At 66.4% G+C, this 24,151-nt stretch carries 21 protein-coding genes; 18 read left to right on the top strand and 3 right to left on the bottom strand.

The genetic code is table 11. From position 1 onward, the window contains the following. The first annotated feature begins 183 nt into the window (after window positions 1-183). The 6 genes from gstA to H5395_RS14720 all read left to right on the top strand — a co-directional run bounded on the left by gstA (window position 184) and on the right by H5395_RS14720 (window position 8,070). Entirely contained in the window at window positions 184-795 is a 612-nt protein-coding gene (gene gstA / locus H5395_RS14745) for a glutathione transferase GstA (RefSeq protein ID WP_255440710.1), read from the top strand. A gap of 353 nt (window positions 796-1,148) precedes the next feature. Beyond that, window positions 1,149-3,077, top strand: coding sequence for an AMP-binding protein (locus H5395_RS14740; RefSeq protein WP_182793330.1), 1,929 nt, complete (start codon window positions 1,149-1,151; stop codon window positions 3,075-3,077). 22 nt (window positions 3,078-3,099) lie between these two features. Further along, window positions 3,100-3,933: an enoyl-CoA hydratase/isomerase family protein gene (locus tag H5395_RS14735; protein ID WP_182793329.1), complete on the top strand. Its 834-nt coding sequence runs from the start codon at window positions 3,100-3,102 to the stop codon at window positions 3,931-3,933. Then, entirely contained in the window at window positions 3,917-4,696 is a 780-nt protein-coding gene (locus H5395_RS14730) for a short-chain dehydrogenase/reductase (protein WP_182793328.1), read from the top strand. The genes H5395_RS14735 and H5395_RS14730 overlap by 17 nt, the downstream gene beginning before the upstream one ends. A gap of 553 nt (window positions 4,697-5,249) precedes the next feature. Further along, entirely contained in the window at window positions 5,250-6,431 is a 1,182-nt protein-coding gene (locus H5395_RS14725) for an ABC transporter substrate-binding protein (protein WP_370576470.1), read from the top strand. 79 nt (window positions 6,432-6,510) lie between these two features. Further along, a complete protein-coding gene (locus H5395_RS14720) occupies window positions 6,511-8,070 on the top strand; it encodes a class I adenylate-forming enzyme family protein (protein WP_182793326.1) in 1,560 nt (519 codons plus the stop codon). Between the two features lie 76 nt (window positions 8,071-8,146). Here the strand turns inward: H5395_RS14720 and H5395_RS14715 are convergent, their stop codons facing one another. Then, a complete protein-coding gene (locus H5395_RS14715; protein ID WP_182793325.1) occupies window positions 8,147-8,668 on the bottom strand; it encodes a MarR family winged helix-turn-helix transcriptional regulator in 522 nt (173 codons plus the stop codon). Window positions 8,669-8,855: 187 nt separating this feature from the next. Here H5395_RS14715 and H5395_RS14710 point away from each other — a divergent pair, with 187 nt between their 5' ends. From H5395_RS14710 to H5395_RS14660, 11 genes are all read left to right on the top strand, one after another. Continuing rightward, window positions 8,856-9,623 carry an SDR family NAD(P)-dependent oxidoreductase gene (locus H5395_RS14710; protein WP_182793324.1) on the top strand — a complete coding sequence of 256 codons (768 nt, stop codon included), beginning with the start codon at window positions 8,856-8,858 and terminating at the stop codon, window positions 9,621-9,623. A 13-nt stretch (window positions 9,624-9,636) separates the two neighbouring features. Continuing rightward, on the top strand, window positions 9,637-10,428 hold the full coding sequence (locus tag H5395_RS14705) for an enoyl-CoA hydratase-related protein (RefSeq protein ID WP_182793323.1): 792 nt from the start codon (window positions 9,637-9,639) through the stop codon (window positions 10,426-10,428). Between the two features lie 61 nt (window positions 10,429-10,489). Beyond that, window positions 10,490-11,650, top strand: coding sequence for an acyl-CoA dehydrogenase family protein (locus H5395_RS14700; RefSeq protein WP_182793322.1), 1,161 nt, complete (start codon window positions 10,490-10,492; stop codon window positions 11,648-11,650). A 39-nt stretch (window positions 11,651-11,689) separates the two neighbouring features. Beyond that, window positions 11,690-13,342, top strand: coding sequence for a cyclohexanecarboxylate-CoA ligase (gene aliA / locus H5395_RS14695; protein ID WP_182793321.1), 1,653 nt, complete (start codon window positions 11,690-11,692; stop codon window positions 13,340-13,342). After that, entirely contained in the window at window positions 13,339-14,100 is a 762-nt protein-coding gene (locus tag H5395_RS14690) for an SDR family NAD(P)-dependent oxidoreductase (protein WP_182793320.1), read from the top strand. Before aliA ends, H5395_RS14690 begins: the two co-directional genes overlap by 4 nt. Before the next feature lie 13 nt (window positions 14,101-14,113). After that, on the top strand, window positions 14,114-16,159 hold the full coding sequence (locus H5395_RS14685; RefSeq protein ID WP_182793319.1) for an FAD-dependent oxidoreductase: 2,046 nt from the start codon (window positions 14,114-14,116) through the stop codon (window positions 16,157-16,159). A 10-nt stretch (window positions 16,160-16,169) separates the two neighbouring features. After that, complete coding sequence (gene pcaF / locus H5395_RS14680; RefSeq protein WP_182793318.1) at window positions 16,170-17,372, top strand: 3-oxoadipyl-CoA thiolase; 1,203 nt, start codon at window positions 16,170-16,172, stop codon at window positions 17,370-17,372. Window positions 17,373-17,392: 20 nt separating this feature from the next. Then, complete coding sequence (locus H5395_RS14675; protein WP_182793317.1) at window positions 17,393-18,586, top strand: acyl-CoA dehydrogenase; 1,194 nt, start codon at window positions 17,393-17,395, stop codon at window positions 18,584-18,586. Between the two features lie 12 nt (window positions 18,587-18,598). After that, window positions 18,599-19,357 (top strand): electron transfer flavoprotein subunit beta/FixA family protein, encoded by a 759-nt coding sequence (locus tag H5395_RS14670; protein WP_182793316.1) that lies wholly within the window; start codon window positions 18,599-18,601, stop codon window positions 19,355-19,357. Next, window positions 19,357-20,280 carry an electron transfer flavoprotein subunit alpha/FixB family protein gene (locus H5395_RS14665; RefSeq protein ID WP_182793315.1) on the top strand — a complete coding sequence of 308 codons (924 nt, stop codon included), beginning with the start codon at window positions 19,357-19,359 and terminating at the stop codon, window positions 20,278-20,280. Before H5395_RS14670 ends, H5395_RS14665 begins: the two co-directional genes overlap by 1 nt. A gap of 10 nt (window positions 20,281-20,290) precedes the next feature. Continuing rightward, window positions 20,291-20,722, top strand: coding sequence for a thioesterase family protein (locus H5395_RS14660; protein ID WP_182793314.1), 432 nt, complete (start codon window positions 20,291-20,293; stop codon window positions 20,720-20,722). 57 nt (window positions 20,723-20,779) lie between these two features. Here the strand turns inward: H5395_RS14660 and H5395_RS14655 are convergent, their stop codons facing one another. Continuing rightward, window positions 20,780-21,556, bottom strand: coding sequence for an enoyl-CoA hydratase-related protein (locus tag H5395_RS14655; protein ID WP_182793313.1), 777 nt, complete (start codon window positions 21,554-21,556; stop codon window positions 20,780-20,782). After that, complete coding sequence (locus tag H5395_RS14650; protein WP_182793312.1) at window positions 21,553-22,593, bottom strand: zinc-binding dehydrogenase; 1,041 nt, start codon at window positions 22,591-22,593, stop codon at window positions 21,553-21,555. Before H5395_RS14650 ends, H5395_RS14655 begins: the two co-directional genes overlap by 4 nt. 142 nt (window positions 22,594-22,735) lie before the next feature. Between H5395_RS14650 and H5395_RS14645 the strand changes: the two genes are divergently transcribed. After that, window positions 22,736-23,902 carry an acyl-CoA dehydrogenase family protein gene (locus tag H5395_RS14645; protein WP_182793311.1) on the top strand — a complete coding sequence of 389 codons (1,167 nt, stop codon included), beginning with the start codon at window positions 22,736-22,738 and terminating at the stop codon, window positions 23,900-23,902. Window positions 23,903-24,151 lie beyond the last annotated feature (249 nt).

Here is a 24,151-nt window from a genome sequence, read left to right as displayed (position 1 = left end):
GTTCCGGACAGCCAGTCTTTGCAACAATGCATTACCCTGCCGATCCGTGCCTCAGCGGCCACGGCTGGACATGTTGATCAACACTATCGATGATCCCGCTCCAGGATTGGGCGCCGCTCGGTCCATTGACCGGCAGTCCGGCGCCGGGACTCTCGGCAGCCTTGGTCGCAAGCACAGGAGACCATGATGAAGCTCTACTACAAGCCAGGCGCCTGCTCCTTGGCGTCACATATCGTGCTGCATGAACTCGGGTTGCCGCACGGGGTCGAGAAGGTGGACACCGCCGCCAAGCGGACCGAGAGCGGCCAGGATTACACGTCCATCAATGCAAAGGGGGTCGTTCCTGCGCTTGAGCTTGACGGCGGAGAGATCCTGACCGAGGGGCCGGCGATCCTGCAATACCTGGCCGACAGTGCCGGCAATGAAGCCTTGGCCCCGAAGCCCGGCACGATCGAACGTGCGCGGGTGCAGGAAGTCCTGAACTTCACCGGCACAAGCCTGCACGCGGCATTCAAGCCGCTCTTCAAACCCGACAGCGACGAAACGGTCAAGGCGAGCGCCCGTGAGAATGTGGCCAGTAACATGGAGTGGCTCGAGGGGCTACTGTCGGACGGCCGTCCGTTCCTGACCGGCAGCAACTTCACCGTTGCCGACGCCTACGCCTTCGTCGTGGCCAGCTGGGCGCCCCGCGTTGGCGTGGCTTTGGAGCGCTGGCCGAACATCCAGTTATTCGTGCAAAGGGTGGCTGAGCGGCCGGCAGCCGCCAAGGCCATGAAGACGGAAGGGCTGATCTGAGGTCTGATGCATTCCCATTGCAGGAAATTGAAGATGCGGCGGATCCGGCACAGGAGGGCTATTGGCGCAACGGGGCGGAACACCAAAGGCTCTGCATTTGAGGCCCTGTTCTTCAGCAAGCCTCCCTCCATGCAGGACAAACCTTGTGCGAGCGGACGTCTGCAGCTTTCGCCCAACGCAAACGTGCCCGAATTCCGTCGCCACAAGGACCGGTCCGACAGCATCCATTTTGCGAGCGAGGCATCCGAGCCGGAGGGGACGGCCAAGTACCCCATCCACGCGGTATCAGGGCATCTGGATGGCGATGATCTTCGGGCGGCCAGTCGCCCCATAGCCCGCGGGAGGGTCGGCCGATGACTCCGGTATGGGTACCGGATCCGGCACGGATTGAAAGCGCCGCCCTGTCGCGGCTGTTGCGGCATTCGGGGCGGCAGGACTTCGACGCCCTGCGCGACTTCGCCTTGGCCGATATGGAGGGCTACTGGCGACATGTTGTTGCCGACCTCGGCCTCCGCTTCCGCCGCCCTTTCCGGCAGGTCATGGACCTGAGGGGCGGGGTGGAGTGGGCGCGCTGGTTCGAGGGCGGTGCGCTCAACTTCACCGACATCCTGCTCGCGCCGGAGGGTGCGAAGGACGGTGACCTGGTGCTTGTCGAGTTGTCGGAATCCGGCGCGCGGCGCGACATTACCCGTGCCGAGCTTTGTCGCGAAGTAGAGGCGGCGATGTCCAGGCTGGCCTCACTTGGGGTAGGCAAGGGCGATCGCGTAGCAATGCTGCTTCCCAACATCGCCGAAGCCGCCGTCGTGATGGTTGCCACCGCACGGATCGGCGCGATCATCGTGCCGCTTTATTCCGCTTTCGGACCCGAGGCGATCGCGACGCGGATCAATGCGGCCGGCGCCAGGGTGCTGGTCAGTTGCGATGGCTGGGTCCGCGGCGGCAAGACCATCCGCACCGTCGGCACCCTCGCCGCGATCGCCGTGGCTTGTCCCGGCCTTGAAACGGTGGCCGTGTTCGACAGCCTGGGCGAGGGGGCGCCGGAAGGAACCTGCGACTGGGCAAGCCTTCCCGGCGATCGCGTCGTGGAGGCGCCCGCGTTGGACCCTAACACGCCCTGGATGATCATGTTCACCTCGGGGACCACCGGCATGCCGAAAGGCACCGTCCATATCCATGGCGGCTTCCCGTTCCGTGTGGCGCATGATACCGCCTACCAGTTCGACTTCCGCCCTGGCGACCGCCTGATGTGGTACAGCGACATGGGCTGGATGGTCGGCCCCTGGCAGATCTGCGCGCCGCTGATGCTGGGCGGATCACTGGTCCTCTACAACGGCGGACCAACCTCGCCCGACGCGCTCGAGCTTTTGCGTGTGGCGAAGGCTGCGGATGTCAGCCATTTCGGCACTGCGCCCACGATGCTGCGCGTCATGAGGGCAGCCGTGTCGGAACTGCCAGCCGAGCTGGGCGGCAACTTCCGCACCATCATCACTGCGGGCGAGGTGATCGACGAACCCACTTTCCTGTGGGCATTCCAGCAGATCGGCCATCAGCGGACCCCGATCATCAACCTGACCGGCGGTACCGAGATCTCGGGCGGGATCCTCTCGAACATCGTGCTGCGCCCGATCTATCCGGTTGGCTTCAACTCTGTCGTCACCGACGTGGACGCTGCGGTAGTCTACGACGGAAACGAGACCGCGCCGGGAGAGGTCGGAGAGCTGGTCCTGCGCCGCCCGATGGTCGGGTTGACGGTCGGGCTCTGGCAGGACTCGAACCGCTTCATCGAAAGCTACTGGTCGCAGCGTCCGGGTCTTTGGAGCCACGGCGACCTTGTCGTCCGCCACGCGAACGGCGTCTGGGAACTGCGGGGCCGCAGCGATGATGTGCTGAAAATCTCGGGTCGCCGCGTCGGCCCCTCCGAGATCGAGGAAGCCGCGCTGTCGGACAGCCGCGTCGTCGCCGCGGCGGCGATCGGCGTGCCCGACGCGAAGAGCGGCCAAGCCGTGGTGCTGCTTGTCGTCCCGAGGCCCGAGGTTCCCGACGACGGCACCATGGCCGAGGCACTTCGCGAGCATGTCGCGCGCAAGCTCGGTGCGGGGCTGCGCCCGCGCGAGGTGCTGATCGTCCCCGAGCTTCCGCGCACCCGCAATGGTAAGATCCTGCGCCGCCTCGCGCGGCAGGTGGTTCTTGGTGAACCGCTCGGCGATCTCACCACCCTCGAGAACCCGGCCTCACTGGAAAGCTTGCGCGCGGCTACCGAGGCCGCAAGACTGGGTCCCTGACCCGATCACGAAAGAAGAAACCATGACCGACTGGCATCGCCATTATACGAAGCTGAAGCTCGAGATGCTCGATGGCGGCATCCTGCAGATCACCTTCGACCGGCCCGAGGCGATGAACTCGATCGATCGGGAAACCCATACGGAGATCACCCGCATCTGGCGCGACATCGACGACGCGCCCGAGGTCGAGGCGGTGGTTGTCACCGGTGCAGGCCGGGCGTTTTCGGCAGGCGGCGACTTCGGCTGGGTCGAGAATCTGATGAACGATCATGCCGAGCGCGTCTCGTCCTGGCGCGAGACGCGGGATCTGGTCTACAACATCATCAACTGCCGCAAGCCGGTGATCTCGGCGATCAACGGACCTGCCGCGGGCGCGGGGCTGGTGGTCGGGCTTCTGGCCGACATCTCCGTCGTCTCCAAGACCGCGAAGCTGGTCGACGGCCATACCCGGCTCGGCGTGGCGGCGGGTGACGCGGCGGCGATCATCTGGCCGCTGCTTTGCGGCATGGCCAAGGCCAAGTATTACCTGATGACCTGCCGCCCCATCACCGGCGAGGAAGCCGAGCGTATCGGTCTTGTCTCGCTGGCCGTCGAGCCCGACCAGGTGCTGCCGACCGCGCTGGAGATCGCGGCGGAACTCGCCAATGGTGCCACCGACGCCATCGCCTGGACCAAATACACCATGAACAACTGGCTCCGCAGTGCGGGGCCCACCTTCGACACCTCGACTGCGCTCGAGATGCTGGGCTTTGCAGGCCCGGAGGTGCGCGAGGGCGTGGCCTCACACCGGGAGAAGCGCCCGCCGAACTTCCGGGGTACTCGCGTCCAGAAAGGCAAAGATGAACCTCGGGCTTGACGGCAAGGCCGTCCTCATCACCGGGGCAACTGGCGCCATCGGCAGCAGGGTCGCAGACCGTTTCGCTGTCGAGGGGGCAGGGCTCATCCTCGTCGCCCGAGATGCGGCGAAGCTCGCCGCGCAGGCGGAGCGGCTGAAGCAGGTGCACGGCGGGGAATGCCGCACGATCGCTGCAGACCTCGCCACAGAGGCCGGCATCGTCGCGGTAACGGGGTCGTGCGGGCGCATCGACATCCTGGTGAACAATGCCGGCGCCATTCCCGCGGGGAACTTGCTCGACATCTCGATGGAAACCTGGCGCAGGGCTTGGGACCTGAAGGTCTTCGGCTACATCGCCCTGACCAGGCATTTCCTGAAGGCCATGTCCGAGGCGGGTGGCGGTGCCATCGTCAACACGATCGGCAGCGCCGGCGAGAGCCCGGACTTCGATTATGTCTGCGGCTCGACCGGAAACGCGGCGCTGATGGCCTTCACCCGTGCGGTTGGGGGGCGCAGCCTGGACATGGGTGTGCGCGTGGTCGGCATCAATCCGGGCGCGGTCGAGACCGAGCGGCTGCGAAAGTTGCTTTCGGGCCGCGCGGCGGAAACCTATGGCGATCCCGGAGAGTATCGTCGGTTTTTCGACCGGTACCCGGCCGGCCGGCCGGCCGAGGCGGACGAAGTGGCCGACCTGATTGCCTTCGTTGCCTCGACAAGGGGCGCCTATCTGTCGGGCACGATCTTCACCATCGATGGTGGCATGGCTTCACGCCGTTCGCTCTGAGGAAGGTAGACTGGTACGAAGATTCCCGTCGTGCGGCCAGGCAGAGGCGAGTAGGGCGTCCGGACCTAGGAGGACATGAGGTTGTCGCCCCGATCACATGGTAGGATCGATTCGACGGCGTCCTTCCGGCCAGAGAGAGCCGCCAGGAGGTAGCCGCCGGCGAGAGCGTTCGAGTGGGGTTTGCCTGTCGGCTGAATAGTGCTTGGCGGCCTGCCAGACGCAAGCATTCAGGCACTCATAATAGCAATAGTGCTACCTATTCATAAGCCTTGAAAGCATATGTCCCGTTTTGAGCAGTGTACCGGCTTCCAGCGCCTGCAGCCATTGTGCAAGCGTATTTTCGGCAAGCATGTGAGGTTTGTCCTGTGAAGAGGGAATGGCGATGGTGTCTTCCCGTGGCAGGAGAACCGGCATTGGTACGGGAATAACGTATCAAGATGTTGACACGCTTTTGACCATGGATTATTCTTGGGATGGTCCTGTGCCACTCGGCACGGGATGAAGGCAGTTGCATCGGGGAGGATGTGGTTTGCTCAAGAAAATTGGAACGCACGTGTTCGCGGCCAGCCTTGTGCTCGGGGTCAGCCCGAGCCTGGCGGAAGACATCAGCATCAAGATCGGCGTGCTGAACGATCAGTCGGGGATCTACTCCGACCTGGCAGGCATGGGCTCAGTCGTCGCTGCCCGCATGGCGGTCGAGGATTTCGACGGCGCCTCGAAGGGCATCAATGTCGAGGTGCTGGCGGCAGATCACCAGAACAAGCCGGACGTCGGCAGCAATATCGCGCGCAACTGGTTCGACCAGCAGGGCGTCGATGTCATCTCGGACATACCGGGATCGGCGATCGCCTTGGCGGTCAGCGATCTGGCCCGCGAAAAGGGCCGCATCCACCTGAACTCGGGGGCCGGCACGGCGGAGCTTACCGGCGCCAAGTGCTCGCCCAACACCGTGCACTGGACCTATGACACCTGGGCGCTGGCCAACGGAACGGCGCGGGCCATGGTCCAGCAGGGCGGCGACAGCTGGTTCTTCATTTCGGCGGATTACGCCTTCGGCAAGGCCATGCAGCAGGATGCCTCCGCCGTCGTTGAAGCTTCGGGCGGGACAGTTGTCGGGTCCGCGAGCCATCCGCTCGGCACCAGCGACTTTGCCTCTTTTCTGCTGCAGGCCCAATCCTCCGGCGCCAAGGTGATTGGCCTGGCGAATGGGGGTGGCGACATGATCAGCGCCGTCAAGCAGGCGGCCGAGTTCGGCATCATGCAGGGCGGCCAGTCCGTCGCCGCGCTGGTGGCCTTCATCACCGACGTCCATTCCCTCGGGCTGCAAACGGCGCAGGGACTGGTGCTGACCGAAGCCTTCTACTGGGATCAGAGCGACGAAAGCAGGGCCTGGTCCCAGCGGTTCGCCGAAGCGCACGGGGGTCGGATGCCGACGCAGGTTCATGCCGGGGTCTACTCCTCGATCATGCACTACCTCGAGGCGGTCGAGGCGGCCGGCACCAAGGACGCCTCGACGGTGATGGCAAAGATGAAGGAAACGCCCATCGACGATCCGCTGTTCGGCAAGGGCGAGATCCGCGCCGATGGACGCGCGATCCACGACATGTACCTGTTCCGCGTGAAGTCGCCGGAAAACTCGACGGGCGAATGGGACTTGTACGAGACGGTCGCGACGATCCCGGCGGCCGAGGCGTTCCGTCCGCTCTCCGAAGGCGGCTGCCCTCTGGTGCAGTGAAGCCTGCACGAACAAGGGGAAGCGGCGGGCAGGCGCTTCCTTCCTGTGCTGCAGCCTATTAGCCCTTGAGGATCACGTTATGCAGACGCTTGGAATGATGCTGGAGACCACGGCGCGCTGGTTCCCGGACAAGCCCTTCCTCCTCTTCGAGGGCGAAAGTATCACCTATGCCGAGTTCAACCGCCGGACCGCCCGGCTGGCGGGCCTGCTGAGCAGCCTTGGCGTGGGGAAGGGGACGCCTGTCGGTCTTTACCTGCCCAGCACGCCCGAGGTCGCGGTCGCCTATCACGCCTGTCAGAAGATCGGTGCCATCGCGCTGCCGATCAGCGACAGCTACAAGTCGTCGGAAGTCGAGACATTGGGCCGAAAGACCCGCATGCCGGTGCTGATCTGCCGGAGTGAAGGCGTGCCGGTCGTGGACGCCGTGCGCGGCTCACTGCCCGACCTCCAGTATGTGCTCGTGTCCGGCGGGGACGCCCCGGACTGGGGGACCGCGCTGCGCGACGAACTGCCGAAGTGGCCGGATGTCTTCGAACCCGTGCCGGTCGATCCCGAGGACGTCGCCGCGATCTTCTTCACTTCGGGAACCACCGGATTGCCGAAGGGTGCGATGCAGACGCACCGCGCGATCTATCACGCGATTCGGGACACTCATTCGCATCACAGGATGCGCTGGCAGCAGGAGCGCTTCCTATGCGCGGTGCCGCTGTTCAACAATTTCGGCGCGACGTTCATGCTGAATGGCTGCCTGTACGCAGCCGGCACCCTGATCCTGAACGGGAAGTGGGACACGGCCGCGATCCTGTCGCTGATGACCGAGCACCGCGCGACCTTCTTCGCCGGGACGCCGACCATGTTCTCCTATCTGCTGGAAGGGCATGATCCGGCGCGCCACGACACGAGCGGCCTGCGGCTGTGCATGGCGGGGGGGGCGCCGCTGCCGCCCGATGTCCAGGCGCGCTTCGAGACGACCTTCGGAGTGCCGTTGGTGAATGCCTACGGGGCGAGCGAACTCTGCGGCATCTGCACAACCGAGGCGCCCGAAGGCCGGCGCAAGCCCGGCTCGGTCGGCAGGCCGATGGGCAGTGCGACGATCTCGATCCTGGACGATGCGGGCAACCCGCAGCCGGCTGGGCAGCCGGGCGAGATCTGCGTGGCTGGGGATCTGCTCGGGGCGGGATACTGGCAGGACGCCGCGGCGACGGCTGCCGCCTTCACCAGCCACGGCTGGCGAAGCGGGGACATCGGCATGCTCGACGAGGACGGGTTCCTCTACATGCTGGACCGTAAGAAGGACGTCATCATCACCGGCGGCTCGAACATCTTCCCCGCCGAGGTCGAGGCCGTCCTGGCAGCGCACCCCGCGGTCGCCCTGGTGTCGGTGGTCGCGGTGCCGGACGCCGTCAAGGGTGAACTGGCGATAGGATGCATCGTCATCCGCGAGGGTGCCGAGATTTCCGGCGAAACGCTGCTATCCTTCTGCCGGGATCGTCTGGCCTCGTACAAGGTTCCCCGGCGAATCGAGTTCTTCGACAGCTTCCCTCTGGGTCCGACAGGAAAGATCCTGAAGCGGGAAATCGTGGAAAGCCTCGCATCCAGGCAGGGCGAAGCGCGTAAGGATTCCGCTCGAGCCTCTTGATCGGGGACGGGGGCGGCCCCGTTCGCCGGGGTCCGGCTGACTGCCTCGGGCAAGATCGGGAACGGGGCTCCTGCGGTCAGTCGCCCTCCGCTTCGCCCTGCCCTCCCTCAAGCACGACGAAGTTGTGCCGCAGCCTCTCAAGGTAGTGCATCGCGGCGATGAGGTCCGAGGTCGAGAAATCTGCCAGCGAGGCCTGGTAGAACTCGTTGATCTGCGGCTGCATCTCGGCCCATCTCTGCAATCCCTCGCCGGTCAGGCAGATGAAACGCGAGCGCTTGTCGCGCACGTCCACCGTCCGGGCGATCAGGCCGCGGGACTCGAGCCGTGACAGCACGCCGGTCAGGTTCTGGCGGCTGACCATGAGCAGGGCGGCAAGATCACCGACCGAAATCCCTCCTTCGCTCCGCGGGTCGGCCAATGCGCCCAGAATCGCCCACTGCTGCGTGGTCACGCCGTGATCTTCGAGCGCACGGTTGCCGGTTTTGTTCAGCAGGTTGGCGGTCTGGTACAGCCGGAAGAACAGCCGGTTGCGCAGGCCAGCAGTCAGCGCATCGATGGCGGCAGTGTCCTGGGTCGGCGGGGCAGGGCGGCTGTTCATGCGAAGCTCCGAGGGTATCCGAGAATGGTAGAGAAAGCGAACTTATCAGTAAACATATTGACACAAATAGTGCTGACTGGCAAATACTCTTAGAAAGAGAATCAACGCACCTTTCCACGCTGCACGGCGGTAAATCAAAGCCTCGCAGCTTGCATTCGGTGCAGAGCGAATAGGGTTGAGGAACATCATGCGCGGACTCAAGGATAAAGTTGTTGTCGTAACTGGCGGAGGTGGCGGCATCGGCTCGGCCACCTGCGAGCGGTTCGGCGAGGAAGGCGCGCTTGTCGTGGTCGCTGACATCAAGGCGGATGCTGCGCAGGCGGTGGTTGACCGGATCACGGCGGCCGGCGGCAAGGCGTCCCCCATGGTCGTCGATCTCACCGATGCAGAGGCCGTGCGCGCCGCGGTCGAGAAGGTCGAGGCCGAGATCGGACCGATCGACGTGCTTGTCAACAATGCGGGCTGGGATTCGTTCGTCACGTTCCTGAAGTCCGAACCGGACTACTGGTCGAAGCTGATCGACATCAACCTGAAGTCGGTGCTGAACATCACTCATCCGGTGGTGGCGAGGATGGCAGAACGCAAGTCTGGCCGGGTGGTCAGCGTGGCGTCGGACGCAGCGCGCGTGGGCTCGTCTGGCGAATCCGTCTATGCTGCCTGCAAGGCCGGCGTGATCGCATTTTCCAAGACGCTGGCGCGGGAACACGCGCGGCAGGGGCTGACCTTCAACTGCGTCTGCCCCGGCGTCACCGACACGCCGATGCTCGACAGCTTCATGGAAGCTGCGGGCAACAAGGACAAGCTGCGCGACGCCTTTACCAAGGCCGTGCCACTGGGACGGCTCGGGCGCCCCGAGGATCTGCCGGGCGCGATCCTGTTCTTTGCCTCCGACGACGCCTCGTTCATCACCGGCCAGGTGATCTCGGTGTCCGGCGGCCTGACGATGCACGGTTAACGAAGGAACCATCATGGACTATACCGACATCCTGTACGAGAACCGCAACGGCGCGGCCTGGATCACCATCAACCGCGCCGACAAGTACAACGCCTTCCGCGGCCACACCGTCGATGAACTGATCGACGCTTTCCAGAAGGCGGGCTGGGACCGCGAGGTCGGCGTGATCGTCCTGACCGGCGCGGGCGACAAGGCCTTCTGCACCGGCGGCGACCAGTCGGCCCATGACGGCCAGTATGACGGGCGCGGCGTGATCGGCCTGCCCATCGACGAGTTGCAGTCCCTGATCCGCGACGTGCCGAAGCCCGTCATCGCGCGGGTCAACGGCTTCGCCATCGGCGGCGGCAACGTGCTGGCGACGATCTGCGACCTGACCATCGCGTCCGACACCGCGCAGTTTGGGCAGGTCGGCCCCAAGGTCGGCTCGGTCGATCCCGGCTTCGGCACCGCTTATCTGGCCCGCGTCGTGGGCGAAAAGCGCGCCCGCGAGATCTGGTACCTGAACAAGCGCTATACCGCGCAGCAGGCGCTAGACTGGGGCCTTGCGAACGCCGTCGTCCCTGCCGAGGAGCTGGACGCCGAGGTGGACCGCTGGGTGGCCGAACTGATGGACCGCTCGCCCACCGCGCTGGCGATGGCGAAAGTGTCCTTCAACGCCGATACCGAAAGCATCCGCGGCATCTCGGCTATGGGGATGCGGGCGCTGTCGCTTTATTACGACACCGACGAGTCCAAGGAAGGCGGCGTCGCCTTCAAGGAAAAGCGCAAGCCCGACTTCCGCAAGCACGTCGCCCGCAAGGGCTGAGTCCAGCGTGGACTGCCCCCGCCGGGCGGTCCACTTTTTCGATCTGCCGGGGGTGAGGCTTATGTCCAAGACCGTTTTCGACACCGAGGAACTGGATCAGATCCGCGATCTCGCGCGCCGCTTTGCGCAGGACCGCGTCGCGCCGGGCTACCAGGCCCGCGAGAGGGCGGGCCGCATGGACATGGACCTTGTGCGCGAGATGGGCAGCCTCGGGCTGATCGCCCCGGAACTGCCCGAGGACTTCGGCGGCATGGGCGCGGGCACGATCTATGCCGGCGCCATCGTCGAGGAAATCGGCCGCGCTGATTTCACCTTCGGCTACGTGCCGCTTCTGGGCTCGCTGAACGGCCAGGTCCTTGCCCAATTCGCAAAGCGGGAAATCGCCCGCGAATGGCTGACAAAGCTGACGGCGGGCGAGATCATGCTGGCTATCGCCCTCACGGAACCCAAGGGCGGCTCGGACGCGGCAAACCTCGGGCTGCGGATGGAGCGCGATGGCGCGCATTACATCCTGAACGGCGAGAAGACCTCGATCTCGGCCAACCAGATCGCCGCCGGCACCATCGTCTTTGCCCGCACCGGCAAAGCCGAGGACCGTGCGCGGGGCGTGTCAGCCATCCTCGTGCCGATGGATCTGGACGGCATCAGCACGTCCAAGTTCGACAACATGGGCCAGAACTCGATCGGCCACGGCTCGATCTGGTTCGACAACGTGCGGGTGCCCGCGGAAAACCTGCTGGGAGAGGAAGGCCGGGGCTTTGCCCAGGTCATGCAGGGCTTCGACTTTTCGCGCAGCCTGATCGGGTTGCAATGTGTGGGCACCGCGCAGCAGTCGCTTGACGAGACCTGGGCCTATATCGGCGAGCGCCGCGCATTCGGAAAGCCGCTCGGCGCCTTCCAAGGCGTCAGCCACCAGCTTGCGGACTTCGAGACGAAGCTGGCTGGCGCGCGGCTTCTGTCGATGAACGCGCTGTGGCTCAAGGACAACAACCTTCCGCACACCGCCGAGGCCGCCATGACCAAGTGGTGGCCGCCACTGCTGGCCTATGAGGCGATCCACGCTTGCCTGCTGATCCACGGTCACGCGGGCTATGCGGGCGACCTGCCCTTCGCGCAGCGGCTCAAGGACGTGCTGGGGCTGCAGATCGGCGACGGCACCGCGCATATCATGAAGAACATCATCGCGCGGGAACGCGCTGGACGGGACGCGGTCACCGGCTGAGGAGAGCCGAAAGCCGCACACTGCAAGGGGGGACTACCAATGAAGTTCGACGCTATCCTGATCGAGCCGCGCCGCGAGGCTATGGTCCGCGCCGGCCACTGGCGCAACAAGACCGTCAACGACTATTTCGACGAGGTGCTGGCCGAGAAGCCAGACCAGCTGGCGCTAAGCTCGATCAGCGTGTCTGATGGACAGCGGTGTGACTTCACCTGGGTGGAATTGGACCGTGCCGCCAACCGCGTGGCGGTGGGCTTGACGCGGCTTGGCGTGGAACGCGACGACGTGGTGACCTGCCAGCTCCCCAATAGCTGGCAGTTCGTGGCGACCTATCTCGGCTGCGCGCGGATCGGGGCGGTCTTCAACCCGGTGATGCCGATCTTCCGCGAACATGAACTGCTGTTCATGCTGCGCCACGGCGAGTCCAAGGTCTTCATCGTCCCCACGGTGTTTCGCAACTTCGACCACGAGGCGATGGCCGAGGGGATGAAGCCCCAACTTCCCGATCTGCAGCACATCGTTGTCAATAACGGTGCGGGCGAAAACAGCTTCGACGCGCTGCTGGCCGACCCCGCCTTTGACGCTGACCCCGAGTTGCAGCGGATCGTGACCGCCAACCGCCCCGGTCCCGACGACGTCAACCAGCTGATCTACACCAGCGGCACGACGGGCGAGCCCAAGGGCGTGATGCACACCTCGAACACCATGTATTCCAACCTCATTCCCTATTCGGAACGCCTGGGGCTGACGGCGGATGACGTGATCGCCATGGCCTCGCCCATGGCCCACCAGACGGGGTTCATGTACGGTCTGCTGATGCCGATCTACCTCAAGGCGCGGTCGATCCTGTTCGACACCTGGGACAAGCGGCTGAAGGGACAGATGGTGCAGGACGACCGCATCACCTTCACCATGGCCTCGACCCCCTTCCTGATGGACCTCACGAACGCCGTCGATGAAAACAAGTTCGACAGCAGCTCTCTGCGGATCTTCCTGTGCGCCGGGGCGCCGATCCCCGGCCCGGTCGTTGAACGCGCGCGGCAGGTGATGACCGGCACCAAGGTGGTCTCGGCCTGGGGCATGACCGAGAACGGCGCGCTGACCGTGGTGGACCCTTCCGACGACGACGAGCGCTCGATCAACACGGATGGCTTCCCGCTTCCGGGTGTCGAGATCCAGATCCGCGACGATGACGGGAACGTCTGCCCTCCGGGCCAGGCGGGGGAACTGTTCGTCCGTGCCTGTTCTAACTTCGGCGGCTATCTCAAGCGCCCGCTGCTGAACGCGACCGATGACAATGGCTGGTTCGATACCGGCGACATCGCACGCATGGACGAGCGCGGCTATATCCGCATTGCAGGCCGGTCCAAGGACATCATCATCCGCGGTGCCGAGAACATCCCCGTCTTCGAGGTCGAGGGCGTCCTGTTCAGGCACCCGGCGATCCACCAGGTCGCCATCGTCGCCTACCCCGACGACCGGCTGGGCGAACGCGCCTGCGCCTTCGTCACGCTGAAACCGGACGCGAGCTTCGATTTCGACGAGATGCGGCGCCACTTGGGCGAACACAAGCTGGCGATCCAGTACTGGCCCGAGCGGCTGGAGATCCGCGAGAGCCTGCCGGCCACCGCATCCGGCAAGATCCAGAAATTCGCGCTGCGCAAGATGCTGCACGAGGAGCTTGATCGCGCATGACCGAGGCACATCTTGCAAACCGTATTGCCGCAGTGAGCGGCGCGGGAGGTCCCATGGGCCGGGCCGTGATCGATCGGCTGGTCGCGGATGGGATCGCCGGGCTCGCGCTCACCGACATCTCGGGGCGCCGGCTGGAGGAGACGGTGGTCGCGCTGGACGGGTCAGGGGTGAAGGTCGCCAGCCTGCGCGGCGACGTGACCCGCGCCGGCGAGGCCGGGGCCTTTGCCGAGGCCGCGCTGGCTCTGGGGCAGGTGGACATCCTCGTCAACCTCGTGGGCGGGCTGCGCTCGCCCCGGCTCTACACGCCCTTCCTCGAGATGACCGAGGAGCAGTGGCGCGCGACGATGGACCTGAACCTGATGCCGGGCTTCCACCTGATCCAAGCCTTCGCACCGGGGATGCTGGAACGCGGCTGGGGTCGCATCGTCAACGTGGCCAGCATCGTCTTCGGCGGCGAGGCGGGACAGGCGGATTACGCGGCCGGCAAGGCCGCCGTCGCCTCGCTGACCCGCAGTCTCGCAGCCGAGTTCGCCCCCGCCGTGACGGTCAACTGCGTGGCACCGGGACTGACCCGTACCTCGGTCACCCAGAATATCCCGCCTGAGGAGGCCGAGCGGCTGGTCGTCCAAGGCATGATCCGCCGCATGGCCGAGCCAGAGGAGACCTCGGCCGCGATCGCCTTCTTCCTGCGCGACGACTCGCGGTTCCTGACCGGCGAGATGCTCTCGGTATCCGGGGGCATCCGCCCCCATCTCTGAACGGAGGTCCTTCATGCCTGTCAGCCATTCCCTGCAGGGCGATGCCTGCGTGATCACCATCGATAACCCTCCGGTGAACGTGATCTCGGCTTCGGTGCGGCAGGGGCTGATGGCAGCGCTAGACGCGGCCGAGGCGGCGGGCGCCCGGCGGATCGTCGTGACCGGGGCGGGGCGGGCCTTTGTCGCTGGGGCGGACGCGAGGGAGTTCGACCAGGCACCCATCCCGCCGCATCTGCCGGACGTGCTGGCGCGGCTGGAACGCCTGCCCGCGATCGCCGCGATCAATGGCGCGGCGCTCGGCGGAGGGCTCGAGATTGCGCTGGCCTGCCGGATGCGGATCGCCGCGCCCGGTGCCACGCTGGGGCTGCCCGAGGTGACGCTGGGGGTGGTCCCCGGCGCGGGCGGGACGCAGCGGCTGCCGCGGCTGATCGGGACCGACCGCGCCGTGGGGCTGATAGCCGCGGGCCGCGTGGTGAAGGCCGACGAGGCGCTGTTGCTCGGCATGCTCGATGCGGTCGAGGCCGACCCGCTGGCGGCGGCGCTGGCGATCCCGCAGGAGCGGCTGGACGCCGCGCCATCCCTGCGCGACCGGCCCGCGCCGGAGCCCGCGTCCGAGGCGGTCGCCGCCGCCCGCGCCACGGCGGCGAAGCGCGCCGCTGGACAGATCGCCCCGCCCGAGGCGATCGCGCTGGTCGAGGCTGCGGCGGAGCTGCCGCTCGACGCGGGGCTTACCCGCGAGCGCGAGACCTTCCTGCGCCTGCGCTCGGGCGATCAGGCGGCAGCGCTGCGCCATGTCTTCTTCGCCGAACGCGCTGCTACCGGCCGCGCCCCGAAGGAGGCCGAGGCGCGGGAAATCTCGACCGCCATCGTGGTCGGCGGCGGCACAATGGGCGCGGCCATCGCCTATGCACTGGCCGGGATCGGCATCGCCGTCACCCTGGTCGAGCAGGACGAAACCGGGGCGACCCGCGCACGCGCCAATGTCGCGCGCCTCTACGCTGATGCCGTCAAGCGCAACCGGATGACCCAGGCCGAGGCCGAGGCGAGGCTGGCCGAGGGCCTCACCTTCCGCGCCGGCTACGACGCCCTTTCCCCCGCCGACATCGCCATCGAGGCAGCCTTCGAGGCGATGGAGGTCAAGCGCACCATCTTTGCCGCGCTGGACCGTGGCCTGCCTGAGGCGACGATCCTCGCCACCAACACCAGCTACCTCGACGTGAACGCGATCTTCGCGGACGTCAGCCACCCCGGCCGCCTGATCGGGCTGCATTTCTTCGCGCCCGCCCATGTCATGAAGCTGCTGGAGATCGTGCGGGCCGACACCACCTCGGACGTCACGCTTGCCACTGCCTTCCGCCTTGCCGCGCGGCTGAAGAAGGTCCCGGTCGAGGCGGGCGTCTGCGACGGCTTCATCGGCAACCGCATCCTGACCCGCTATCGCCAGACCACCGATCTGATGCTGGTGGAAGGGGCCACGCCGTCGCAGGTCGATGCGGCGATGGAAGGCTGGGGCATGGCGATGGGCCCCTATGCGGTGCAGGACCTTTCCGGCCTCGATATCGCTTATGCCAACCGCCAGCGGAAGGGGCTGAAGGACAAGCCCGGCATCCGCTATGTCCGCATTGCCGACCGCATGGTCGAGGAATTGAAGCGCCTGGGCCGCAAGACCGGCGCGGGCTGGTATGATTACCCCGAGGGCGGCAAGCGCCAGCCCTCGGCCGTGGTGGATGCGCTGGTGGCCGATGAAACGGTGGCCGCCCGCGACTGGACGCCGGAGGAGATCGCCGAACGCGCCGTCTTGGCGATGATCGAGGAGGGCTTCCACATCCTCGACGAAGGCATCGCCCGCCGCCCGGCCGACATCGACCTGGTGCTGGTCCACGGCTACGCCTTCCCGCGCTGGCGGGGCGGGCCGATGCACCATGCCGACCGGCTGGGCTTGCCCACGGTCCTGGACCGCATCCGCCAGCTTGCGGCGGAAGACCCGCTGTCCTGGCGCGTGCCGCCCTTGCTTGAACGCCTTGTCGCCGAGGGCCAGACCCTCGCCAGCCTGAACTGAGGAGCCCACGATGGCCGACGCCTTCATCTGCGACTATGTCCGCACCCCCATCGGCCGCTACGGCGGCGCCCTGGCGACCGTCCGCGCCGACGACCTCGCCGCCGTGCCGCTTGGGGCGCTGCTGGCCCGCAACCCCGGCCTCGACCCCGTGGCGGTCGAGGAGGTCTGGATGGGCTGCGCCAACCAGGCGGGCGAGGACAACCGCAACGTCGCCCGCATGGCGCTGCTGCTGGCGGGCCTGCCGGACACCGTGCCGGGGGTGACCGTGAACCGGCTTTGCGGCTCGGGGCTGGAAGCGGTGGCGGCCGCCGCCCGCGCCATCCGCTCGGGCGACATGGAGCTGGCCTTCGCGGGCGGCGTGGAAAGCATGTCCCGCGCGCCCTTCGTGATGCCCAAGGCGGAGTCTGCCTTCTCGCGTACGACCGAGATCCACGACACCACCATCGGCTGGCGCTTCGTCAACCCGAGGATGGCGGAGCAATACGGCACCGACTCGATGCCCGAGACGGCGCAGAACCTTGCCGACGAGCTGCAGATCCGGCGCGAGGACCAGGACCTCTTAGCCCTGAACTCGCAGACCCGCGCCGCGGCGGCGCAGAGGAACGGCCGCTTCGCGGCCGAGATCGTGGCGGTCACCGTGCCGCAGGGCCGCAAGGAATCCATCGAGGTCACGCAGGACGAACATCCGCGCGAGACCACGCTGGAACAGCTGGCGAAGCTGCGGCCGATCACCCGCAGGGACGGCTCGATCACCGCCGGCAACGCCTCGGGCGTGAACGACGGCGCGGCGGGGTTGATCGTGGCCTCGGAAGCCGCCGCGAAGCGCCACGGCCTGACCCCCATCGCCCGCATCGTCGCGGGGGCGAGCGCAGGCGTCACCCCGCGGATCATGGGCATCGGCCCGGTGCCGGCTGTTCGCAGGCTGATGGACCTGGCCGGGATCACGCTGGACGACCTGTCGGTGATCGAGCTGAACGAGGCCTTCGCCGCGCAGGCGCTGGCCGTCACCCGCGACCTGGGGCTGGCCGACGACGACCCGCGCCTGAACCCCAACGGCGGCGGCATCGCGCTGGGGCACCCCTTGGGCATGTCCGGCGCCCGCATCAGCGGGACCGCCGCGCTTGAACTCAAGACCACCGGCGGGCGCTACGCGCTTGCCACCATGTGCGTCGGCGTCGGTCAGGGCGCCGCGCTGCTGATCGAACGCGTCTGATCCAGACAGGAGAAACGACCATGAAGATGGACCGCACAGGCAGCTTCCGCTGGGAAGATCCCTTCCTGCTGGAAGACGAGCTGACCGAGGAAGAACGCATGATCCGCGACACCGCGCGGGGTTATGCGCAGGACCGCCTCGCCCCCCGCGTGCGCGAGGCCTTCCAGAAGGAGCACACCGACCGCGCCATCTTCACCGAGATGGGCGAGCTTGGCCTACTGGGCGTCACCATCCCCGAGGAATACGGCGGCACCGGCGCAGGCTATGTCAGTTACGGCCTGGTTGCGCGGGAGGTCGAGCGGGTGGATTCGGGCTACCGATCCATGATGTCGGTGCAGGCGTCCTTGGTAATGCACCCGATCAATGCCTATGGCTCGGAAGAACAGCGGCGCAAGTACCTGCCGAAGCTCTGTTCCGGCGAATGGGTGGGCTGCTTCGGCCTGACCGAGCCCGACGCGGGCTCGGATCCAGGCGGCATGAAGACCACCGCCAGGAAGACCGAGGGCGGCTACCGGCTGAACGGGTCCAAGATGTGGATCACCAACAGCCCCATCGCCGATGTTTTCGTGGTCTGGGCGAAGTCCGAGGCGCATGGCGGCAAGATCCGTGGCTTTGTGCTGGAAAAGGGCATGAAGGGCCTGTCCGCTCCGAAGATCGAGGGCAAGCTGTCCTTGCGCGCCTCCGTAACCGGCGAGATCGTCATGGACGAGGTCGAAGTGGGCGAGGATGCCCTGCTGCCAAATGCCGAGGGCCTGGGTGGCCCCTTCGGCTGCCTCAACCGCGCGCGCTATGGCATCGCCTGGGGCTCGATGGGCGCGGCCGAGGCCTGCTGGCACGCGGCGCGGTCCTATGGGCTGGATCGCAAGCAGTTCGGCAAGCCCCTAGCGCAGACGCAGCTGCACCAGTTGAAGCTTGCGAACATGATGACTGAGATCACGCTCGGCCTGAACGCGGCCCTGCGGGTCGGGCGGCTGTTCGAGGCCGGCAGGATGCAGCCCGAGATGATCTCCCTCATCAAGCGCAACAACTGCGGCAAGGCCCTGGAGATCGCGCGGGTGGCCCGCGACATGCACGGCGGCAACGGCATCTCGGACGAATACCCGGTGATGCGCCACATGGTGAACCTGGAAACCGTGAACACCTACGAGGGCACCCATGACGTCCACGCCCTGATCCTGGGTCGGGCGCAGACCGGGCTGCAGGCGTTCTTCTGAGGAGATGCGGAAATGAAGGTTCTTGTGCCTGTGAAGCGGGTGATCGACTACAACGTGAAGGCGCGGGTTCGTGCGGACGGGTCGGGGGTGGACCTGTCGAACGTGAAGATGTCGATGAACCCCTTTGACGAGATTGCGGTCGAGGAAGCGATCCGTCTGAAGGAGAAGGGGGCGGCGTCCGAGATCGTGGTGGTGTCGATCGGCGTCAAGCAGGCGGCCGAAACCATCCGCACGGCCTTGGCGATGGGCGCCGACCGCGGCATCCTGGTGGTGGCCGCCGACGACGTGCACAAGGACATCGAGCCCCTCGCGGTGGCCAAGCTGCTGAAGGCCATCATCGCCGAGGAGCAACCGCAGCTGGTGCTGATGGGCAAGCAGGCGATCGACAACGACATGAACGCCACCGGCCAGATGCTGGCGGCGCTGCTGGGCTGGGCGCAGGCGACGCAGGCCGGCAAGCTGGAAGTCGAGGGCGAGAAGGCGACCGTCACGCGCGAGATCGACGGCGGGCTGCAGGTGATCGAGGTGCGTCTGCCCGCGATCGTGACCGCCGACCTGCGGCTGAACGAGCCGCGCTATGCGAGCCTGCCCAACATCATGAAGGCGAAGAAGAAGGAACTCGTCGAGAAGACCGCCGGTGACTACGGCGTGGACGTCTCGCCCCGGCTGACGGTGGTCAGGACCGCCGAGCCCGAGGGGCGCAAGGCGGGGGTCAAGGTGGCCTCGGTCGACGAGCTGGTGTCGAAACTCAAAGCTGCGGGGGTGGTGTGATGGCGGTGCTGCTGCTGGCCGAGATGGCCGAGAACGGGCTGAACCGGGACGCGACGGCCAAGGCCGTGACGGCGGTGACGCCGCTTGGGGATGTGACCGTGCTGGTCGCGGGCGAGGGCGCGCAGGCGGCCGCCCGGGAGGCCGCGCAGATCGAGGGCGTGGCGAAGGTGCTGGTGGCCGAGGGCCCGGCCTACGCCCACCGCCTGGCCGAGCCGATGGCGGCGCTGCTGGTGGAGCTTGCGCCGCAGTTCAGCCACATCGCCGCGCCCGGCACCACGGATGCCCGCAACGTCCTGCCGCGCGCGGCGGCGCTTCTGGACGTGATGGTGATCCCCGAGGTCAGCCGGATCGTGGACGCCGACACCTTCGAGCGCGGCGTCTACACCTCGGCCGCGATCCAGACGGTGAAATCCTCGGACCCGGTCAAGGTGCTGACGGTGCGCATCGCCAGCTTCGACGCGGCGGGCGAGGGTGGCTCGGCCCCGGTCGAGGCCGCCGCCGCCGCCGATCCCGGCCTGTCCTCCTGGGTCGAGGACCGGGTTGCGGCCTCGGACCGCCCGGAGCTGACCTCGGCGAAACGCATCGTCTCGGGCGGCCGCGCGGTCGGCTCGAAGGAGAACTTCGCGCTGATCGAGAAGCTCGCGGACAAGCTCGGCGCCGCCGTGGGTGCAAGCCGCGCGGCGGTCGATTCGGGCTATGCGCCGAACGACTGGCAGGTGGGCCAGACCGGCAAGGTGGTCGCCCCCGCGCTTTACATCGCCGCCGGCATCTCGGGCGCGATCCAGCACCTGGCGGGGATGAAGGACAGCAAGGTCATCGTCGCCATCAACAAGGACGAGGAGGCCCCCATCTTCCAGGTCGCCGACTACAACCTCGTCGGCGACATCTTCACCGTCCTGCCGGAACTGACCGAGAAGCTGTGACGGAACCCACATGAGCCAGTCCGCCCTTCCCGCCGAGGTCTATCGCTACACTCATCACATGGGCTTTGGGGACTGCGACCCGGCCGGGATCGCCTATACCGGGGCGCTGGTGAATGCCGCGCTGCGCGCCATCGACCGCTTCCTGTCTGACGTGACCGAAGGACGGGGATGGTATGCCATGTCAGTCCGGCTGGGGGTGGGGATGCCCTTCGTCCATCTGGACGTGGACTTCGCGTCTCCCGTGCGCGGCGACGCGGACCTCGATTTCACCATTGGGGTGACGCGGCTCGGGCGGACCTCGATGGGGTTTCGCGCGACCGGCTGGCAGAAGGGCGAGCACTGCTTCTCGCTGAACAGCGTCAACGTCTTTATCGCGCAAAGGGACGGCAAGCAGCCGCTTCCGGACTGGCTGCGTGCGGCGCTAGAGCCGCATCTGGTCTGAACCGCGTGCGGATAGCCCGGGGATGCTGGCCGCGCCTTCCGGGCGGACCGGCCGTTATCAGCGGTTGCGGAACCTGGGCTTCCGCTTTTCGCTGAAGGCGGTCATGCCCTCACGCCGGTCTTCGATGGCGAAGGTCGAATAGAGCAGCCGGCGTTCCAGATGGATGCCCTCGGCCAGATGCGTCTCGTAGGCCTTGTTCACGGCCTCCTTGGCGATCATCAGGATCGGCCGCGAGGATTGTGCCATCTCCTGCGCGATAGCGATGGCGGCGGTCAGATGCTCGCCGTCCGGCACCACCCGGCTGACAAGACCATGGGCGCGCGCCTCCTCGGCGGCCAGACGGCGGCCGGTCAGGATCATGTCCATGGCCAGCGCCTTGCCCCCCACCCGCGTCAGCCGCTGCGTGCCGCCCGCTCCAGGGATGATGCCGATCTTCGTTTCGGGCAGCGCGAAGCGGGCGCATTCGGCGGCGATGATGATGTCGCACATCATCGCAAGCTCGAAGCCGCCGCCAATGGCGTGGCCGGATACGGCGGCGATGGTCGGCTTGCGGCAGCGGGCGATGCGTTCCCATGTCGCGGTGATGAACTGTTCGTCGAAGACGTCGATGAACGTCTTGTCGAGGATTTCCTTGATGTCGGCACCGGCGGCAAAGGCCTTGTCCGAGCCAGTCAGGACGATGACGTTGATCCCGTCGTCGCGCTCCATCTCCTCCACGGCTTGGCCGAGTTCCGCCGTGATCTGGCCGTTCAGCGCGTTCAGGGCTTCGGGGCGGTTCAGGGTGATTATGCCAACGGCGCCGTCGCGGGCGGTCAGGATGGTCTGGTAGCTCATGCAGTCCCCTCCGGTTCGGCAATAGAGATGACGATCTTGCCCATGCGGTCGGTTTCCTCGAGCCGGGCGAAGGCGGCGGGGACTTCGGCCAAGGGATAGGTGCTGTCGATGGGCGGCACGAAGGCGCCGGTCTCGAACGCTCGGACGAGACGCCGGAACTCCTCCAGGCTGCCCATGGTCGAGCCGTGGATCGACAACTGCCGCACGAAGAGCCGCTGGATGTCGGCCGAAGGATGCGCCCCGGTGGTCGCCCCGCAGGTCGCCAGGTGCCCGCCCCGCGCCATAACCCGCAGCGACGAACCCCAGGTCTTTTCTCCCACGTTGTCGATGACCAGGTCGGCACCCTCGCCATCGGTCAGGACCAGGACCTGCTTGACCATGTCGCCGTCGCGATAGTCTACCGCCTCGACGCCGAGATCGCGGAAATGCGCAAGCTTCTCCTCGCCCGAGGTCGAGACAATGACCCGCGCGCCTGCCATCCGGGCCAGCTGCATCGCGGCATAGGCCACGCCGCCGCCCGCGCCCTGGATGAAGACGATCCGCCCCGGCCCGGTCGCCATCTTGCCGAAGATCATGCGCCAGGCGGTCAGATAGGCCACGCCGAGCGTCGCTGCCCGATGGATGTCCACTGCAGGCGACAGGCGGACCAGTGCGCGTTCGGGCGCGGCCATGATCTCGGTGAATGTGCCGTCGACATGTTCTCCGAAGATGCGGGCGCGCAGACACAGCGGCTGGTCGCCCGCAAGGCAATAGCGGCAGTGCCCGCAGAAGTCATAAGGATACAGGATCACGCGGTCGCCGGGCTTGAAGGCTGAATCGGGGGCCGTCTCCAGCACCTCGCCCATGCCGTCGACGCCCATGACCAGCGGCAGTTCGTGGGTGATGCCCACGCCTGAGTCGCGCATGTAAAGGTCAACACGGTTCACCGAAGCGGCCAGCATCCGCACAAGGACGCCATCCTCAGGCCGGGGCGGCTTATCGATTCGCGTCAGACGCGGCCCTGCGGCCCCGCGCTCGTGCAGCATGACGGCTTCCATCTGTCCCTCCCCAGTTATTCAGTCAACGCATTGTTCTACATTCCAGCGGTCATATCAACTTCTAACTATCCATACAGATATCAATTCGATTGCTTGCAAAGATTTGTAACAGTATATTGTCTTAAATAGTGGAGGAACGACCATGGCCCTTGATCCCGACACCCGAGACCAACTCGTCGCCGGCATCCGCCGTTTCGTGGACGAGAAGCTGATCCCGCGCGAGCCCGAAGTGGCCGAAACCGACGCCATACCGGCCGACGTGGTCGAGGGGATGCGCGAGATGGGCCTGTTCGGCCTGTCGATCCCCGAGGAATACGGCGGCCTCGGCTTGACGATGGAGGAGGAGGTGCTGGTCGCCTTCGAGATCGGCCGCGCCGCGCCCGCCTTCCGGTCGATGTTCGCCACCAACGTCGGCATCGGCAGCCAGGGCATCGTGATCGACGGCACCGACGAGCAAAAGGCGAAATACCTGCCCGGCCTCGCCTCGGGCGAGATCATCGGTTCCTTCGCGCTGACCGAACCGGATGTCGGTTCCGACGCGGGCAGCGTGCGGACCACCGCGCGGCGCGATGGCGACCATTATGTCCTGAACGGCACCAAGCGCTTCATCACCAACGCGCCGCACGCGGGGCTATTTACCGTCATGGCGCGCACCGACCCCGACAGGAAGGGCGCGGCGGGCGTGTCCGCCTTCGCGGTCGAGGCAGGGACGCCGGGTCTTTCCGTCGGCAAGCCCGAGAAGAAGATGGGCCAGCAGGGCGCCCATGTGGCCGACGTGATCTTCCAGGACTGCCGGGTGCCTGTGGAGGCGCTGATTGGGGGGATCGAGGGGCAGGGCTTTAAGACGGCGATGAAGGTGCTGGACAAGGGCCGCCTTGGCATCGCCGCCGCCTGCACGGGCCTGGCCGAGCGGATGATCGACGACATGGTCGCCTATGCCGCCGAGCGAAAGCAGTTCGGTCGTGCCATTGCCGACTTCCAGCTGATCCAAGGGATGTTCGCCGACAGCAAGGCCGACGCAATGGCCGCCCACGCACTGGTTCTGGACGCAGCGCGGCGGCGCGACGCGGGAGAGGACGTATCCATGGCGGCGGCGTGCGCCAAGATGTTCGCCTCAGAGATGGTCGGCCGGGTCGCCGACCGCAACGTGCAGGTCCACGGCGGCAACGGCTATATCCGCGAATACCGCGCCGAGCAGCTCTTCCGCGACGCGCGGCTTTACCGCATCTACGAAGGTACAACCCAGATCCAGCAGACCATCATCGCGAAGGCACTGGTCGCCGAGGCAAAGGAGCGGCTCGGTGTGTGATCCCGCGGTTTAATTGTGTGATCCTTTCGTGGGCCATGTGGCCTGCGCAAAAATGTCGAGCCTTTGGGAGGAGGCGACATGCTTTCTGAGCAGACAAATGCGTCGGTCGTATCGCCGACTGAATCCAGATTGGTGCTTACCGCCCGCGGCCTCGGCAAGGACTTCTCGGGGTTCACGGCCGTCAACAACGTGAACCTCGACGTCCACCATGCCCGCATCCACGCGCTGATCGGCCCCAACGGGGCCGGC

This window comes from Paracoccus sp. MC1854, assembly GCF_014164635.1.
GTDB lineage: Bacteria > Pseudomonadota > Alphaproteobacteria > Rhodobacterales > Rhodobacteraceae > Paracoccus.
Note: the sequence above shows the minus strand (reverse complement) of the source record. Positions and strands in the feature narration are given on the sequence as shown.

Bases quoted from the DNA above. Each gene is read 5' to 3' on its own strand.
- H5395_RS14705 (WP_182793323.1), top strand. From the start codon at position 9,637: ATGGACTATACCGACATCCTGTACGAGAACCGCAACGGCGCGGCCTGG.
- H5395_RS14645 (WP_182793311.1), top strand. From the start codon at position 22,736: ATGGCCCTTGATCCCGACACCCGAGACCAACTCGTCGCCGGCATCCGC.
- gstA (WP_255440710.1), top strand. From the start codon at position 184: ATGATGAAGCTCTACTACAAGCCAGGCGCCTGCTCCTTGGCGTCACAT.
- H5395_RS14740 (WP_182793330.1), top strand. From the start codon at position 1,149: ATGACTCCGGTATGGGTACCGGATCCGGCACGGATTGAAAGCGCCGCC.
- H5395_RS14715 (WP_182793325.1), bottom strand. From the start codon at position 8,668: ATGAACAGCCGCCCTGCCCCGCCGACCCAGGACACTGCCGCCATCGAT.
- H5395_RS14650 (WP_182793312.1), bottom strand. From the start codon at position 22,593: ATGGAAGCCGTCATGCTGCACGAGCGCGGGGCCGCAGGGCCGCGTCTG.
- H5395_RS14685 (WP_182793319.1), top strand. From the start codon at position 14,114: ATGCCTGTCAGCCATTCCCTGCAGGGCGATGCCTGCGTGATCACCATC.
- H5395_RS14730 (WP_182793328.1), top strand. From the start codon at position 3,917: ATGAACCTCGGGCTTGACGGCAAGGCCGTCCTCATCACCGGGGCAACT.
- H5395_RS14660 (WP_182793314.1), top strand. From the start codon at position 20,291: ATGAGCCAGTCCGCCCTTCCCGCCGAGGTCTATCGCTACACTCATCAC.
- H5395_RS14655 (WP_182793313.1), bottom strand. From the start codon at position 21,556: ATGAGCTACCAGACCATCCTGACCGCCCGCGACGGCGCCGTTGGCATA.
- H5395_RS14735 (WP_182793329.1), top strand. From the start codon at position 3,100: ATGACCGACTGGCATCGCCATTATACGAAGCTGAAGCTCGAGATGCTC.
- aliA (WP_182793321.1), top strand. From the start codon at position 11,690: ATGAAGTTCGACGCTATCCTGATCGAGCCGCGCCGCGAGGCTATGGTC.
- H5395_RS14710 (WP_182793324.1), top strand. From the start codon at position 8,856: ATGCGCGGACTCAAGGATAAAGTTGTTGTCGTAACTGGCGGAGGTGGC.
- H5395_RS14665 (WP_182793315.1), top strand. From the start codon at position 19,357: ATGGCGGTGCTGCTGCTGGCCGAGATGGCCGAGAACGGGCTGAACCGG.
- H5395_RS14675 (WP_182793317.1), top strand. From the start codon at position 17,393: ATGAAGATGGACCGCACAGGCAGCTTCCGCTGGGAAGATCCCTTCCTG.
- H5395_RS14670 (WP_182793316.1), top strand. From the start codon at position 18,599: ATGAAGGTTCTTGTGCCTGTGAAGCGGGTGATCGACTACAACGTGAAG.
- H5395_RS14690 (WP_182793320.1), top strand. From the start codon at position 13,339: ATGACCGAGGCACATCTTGCAAACCGTATTGCCGCAGTGAGCGGCGCG.
- H5395_RS14700 (WP_182793322.1), top strand. From the start codon at position 10,490: ATGTCCAAGACCGTTTTCGACACCGAGGAACTGGATCAGATCCGCGAT.
- H5395_RS14720 (WP_182793326.1), top strand. From the start codon at position 6,511: ATGCAGACGCTTGGAATGATGCTGGAGACCACGGCGCGCTGGTTCCCG.
- pcaF (WP_182793318.1), top strand. From the start codon at position 16,170: ATGGCCGACGCCTTCATCTGCGACTATGTCCGCACCCCCATCGGCCGC.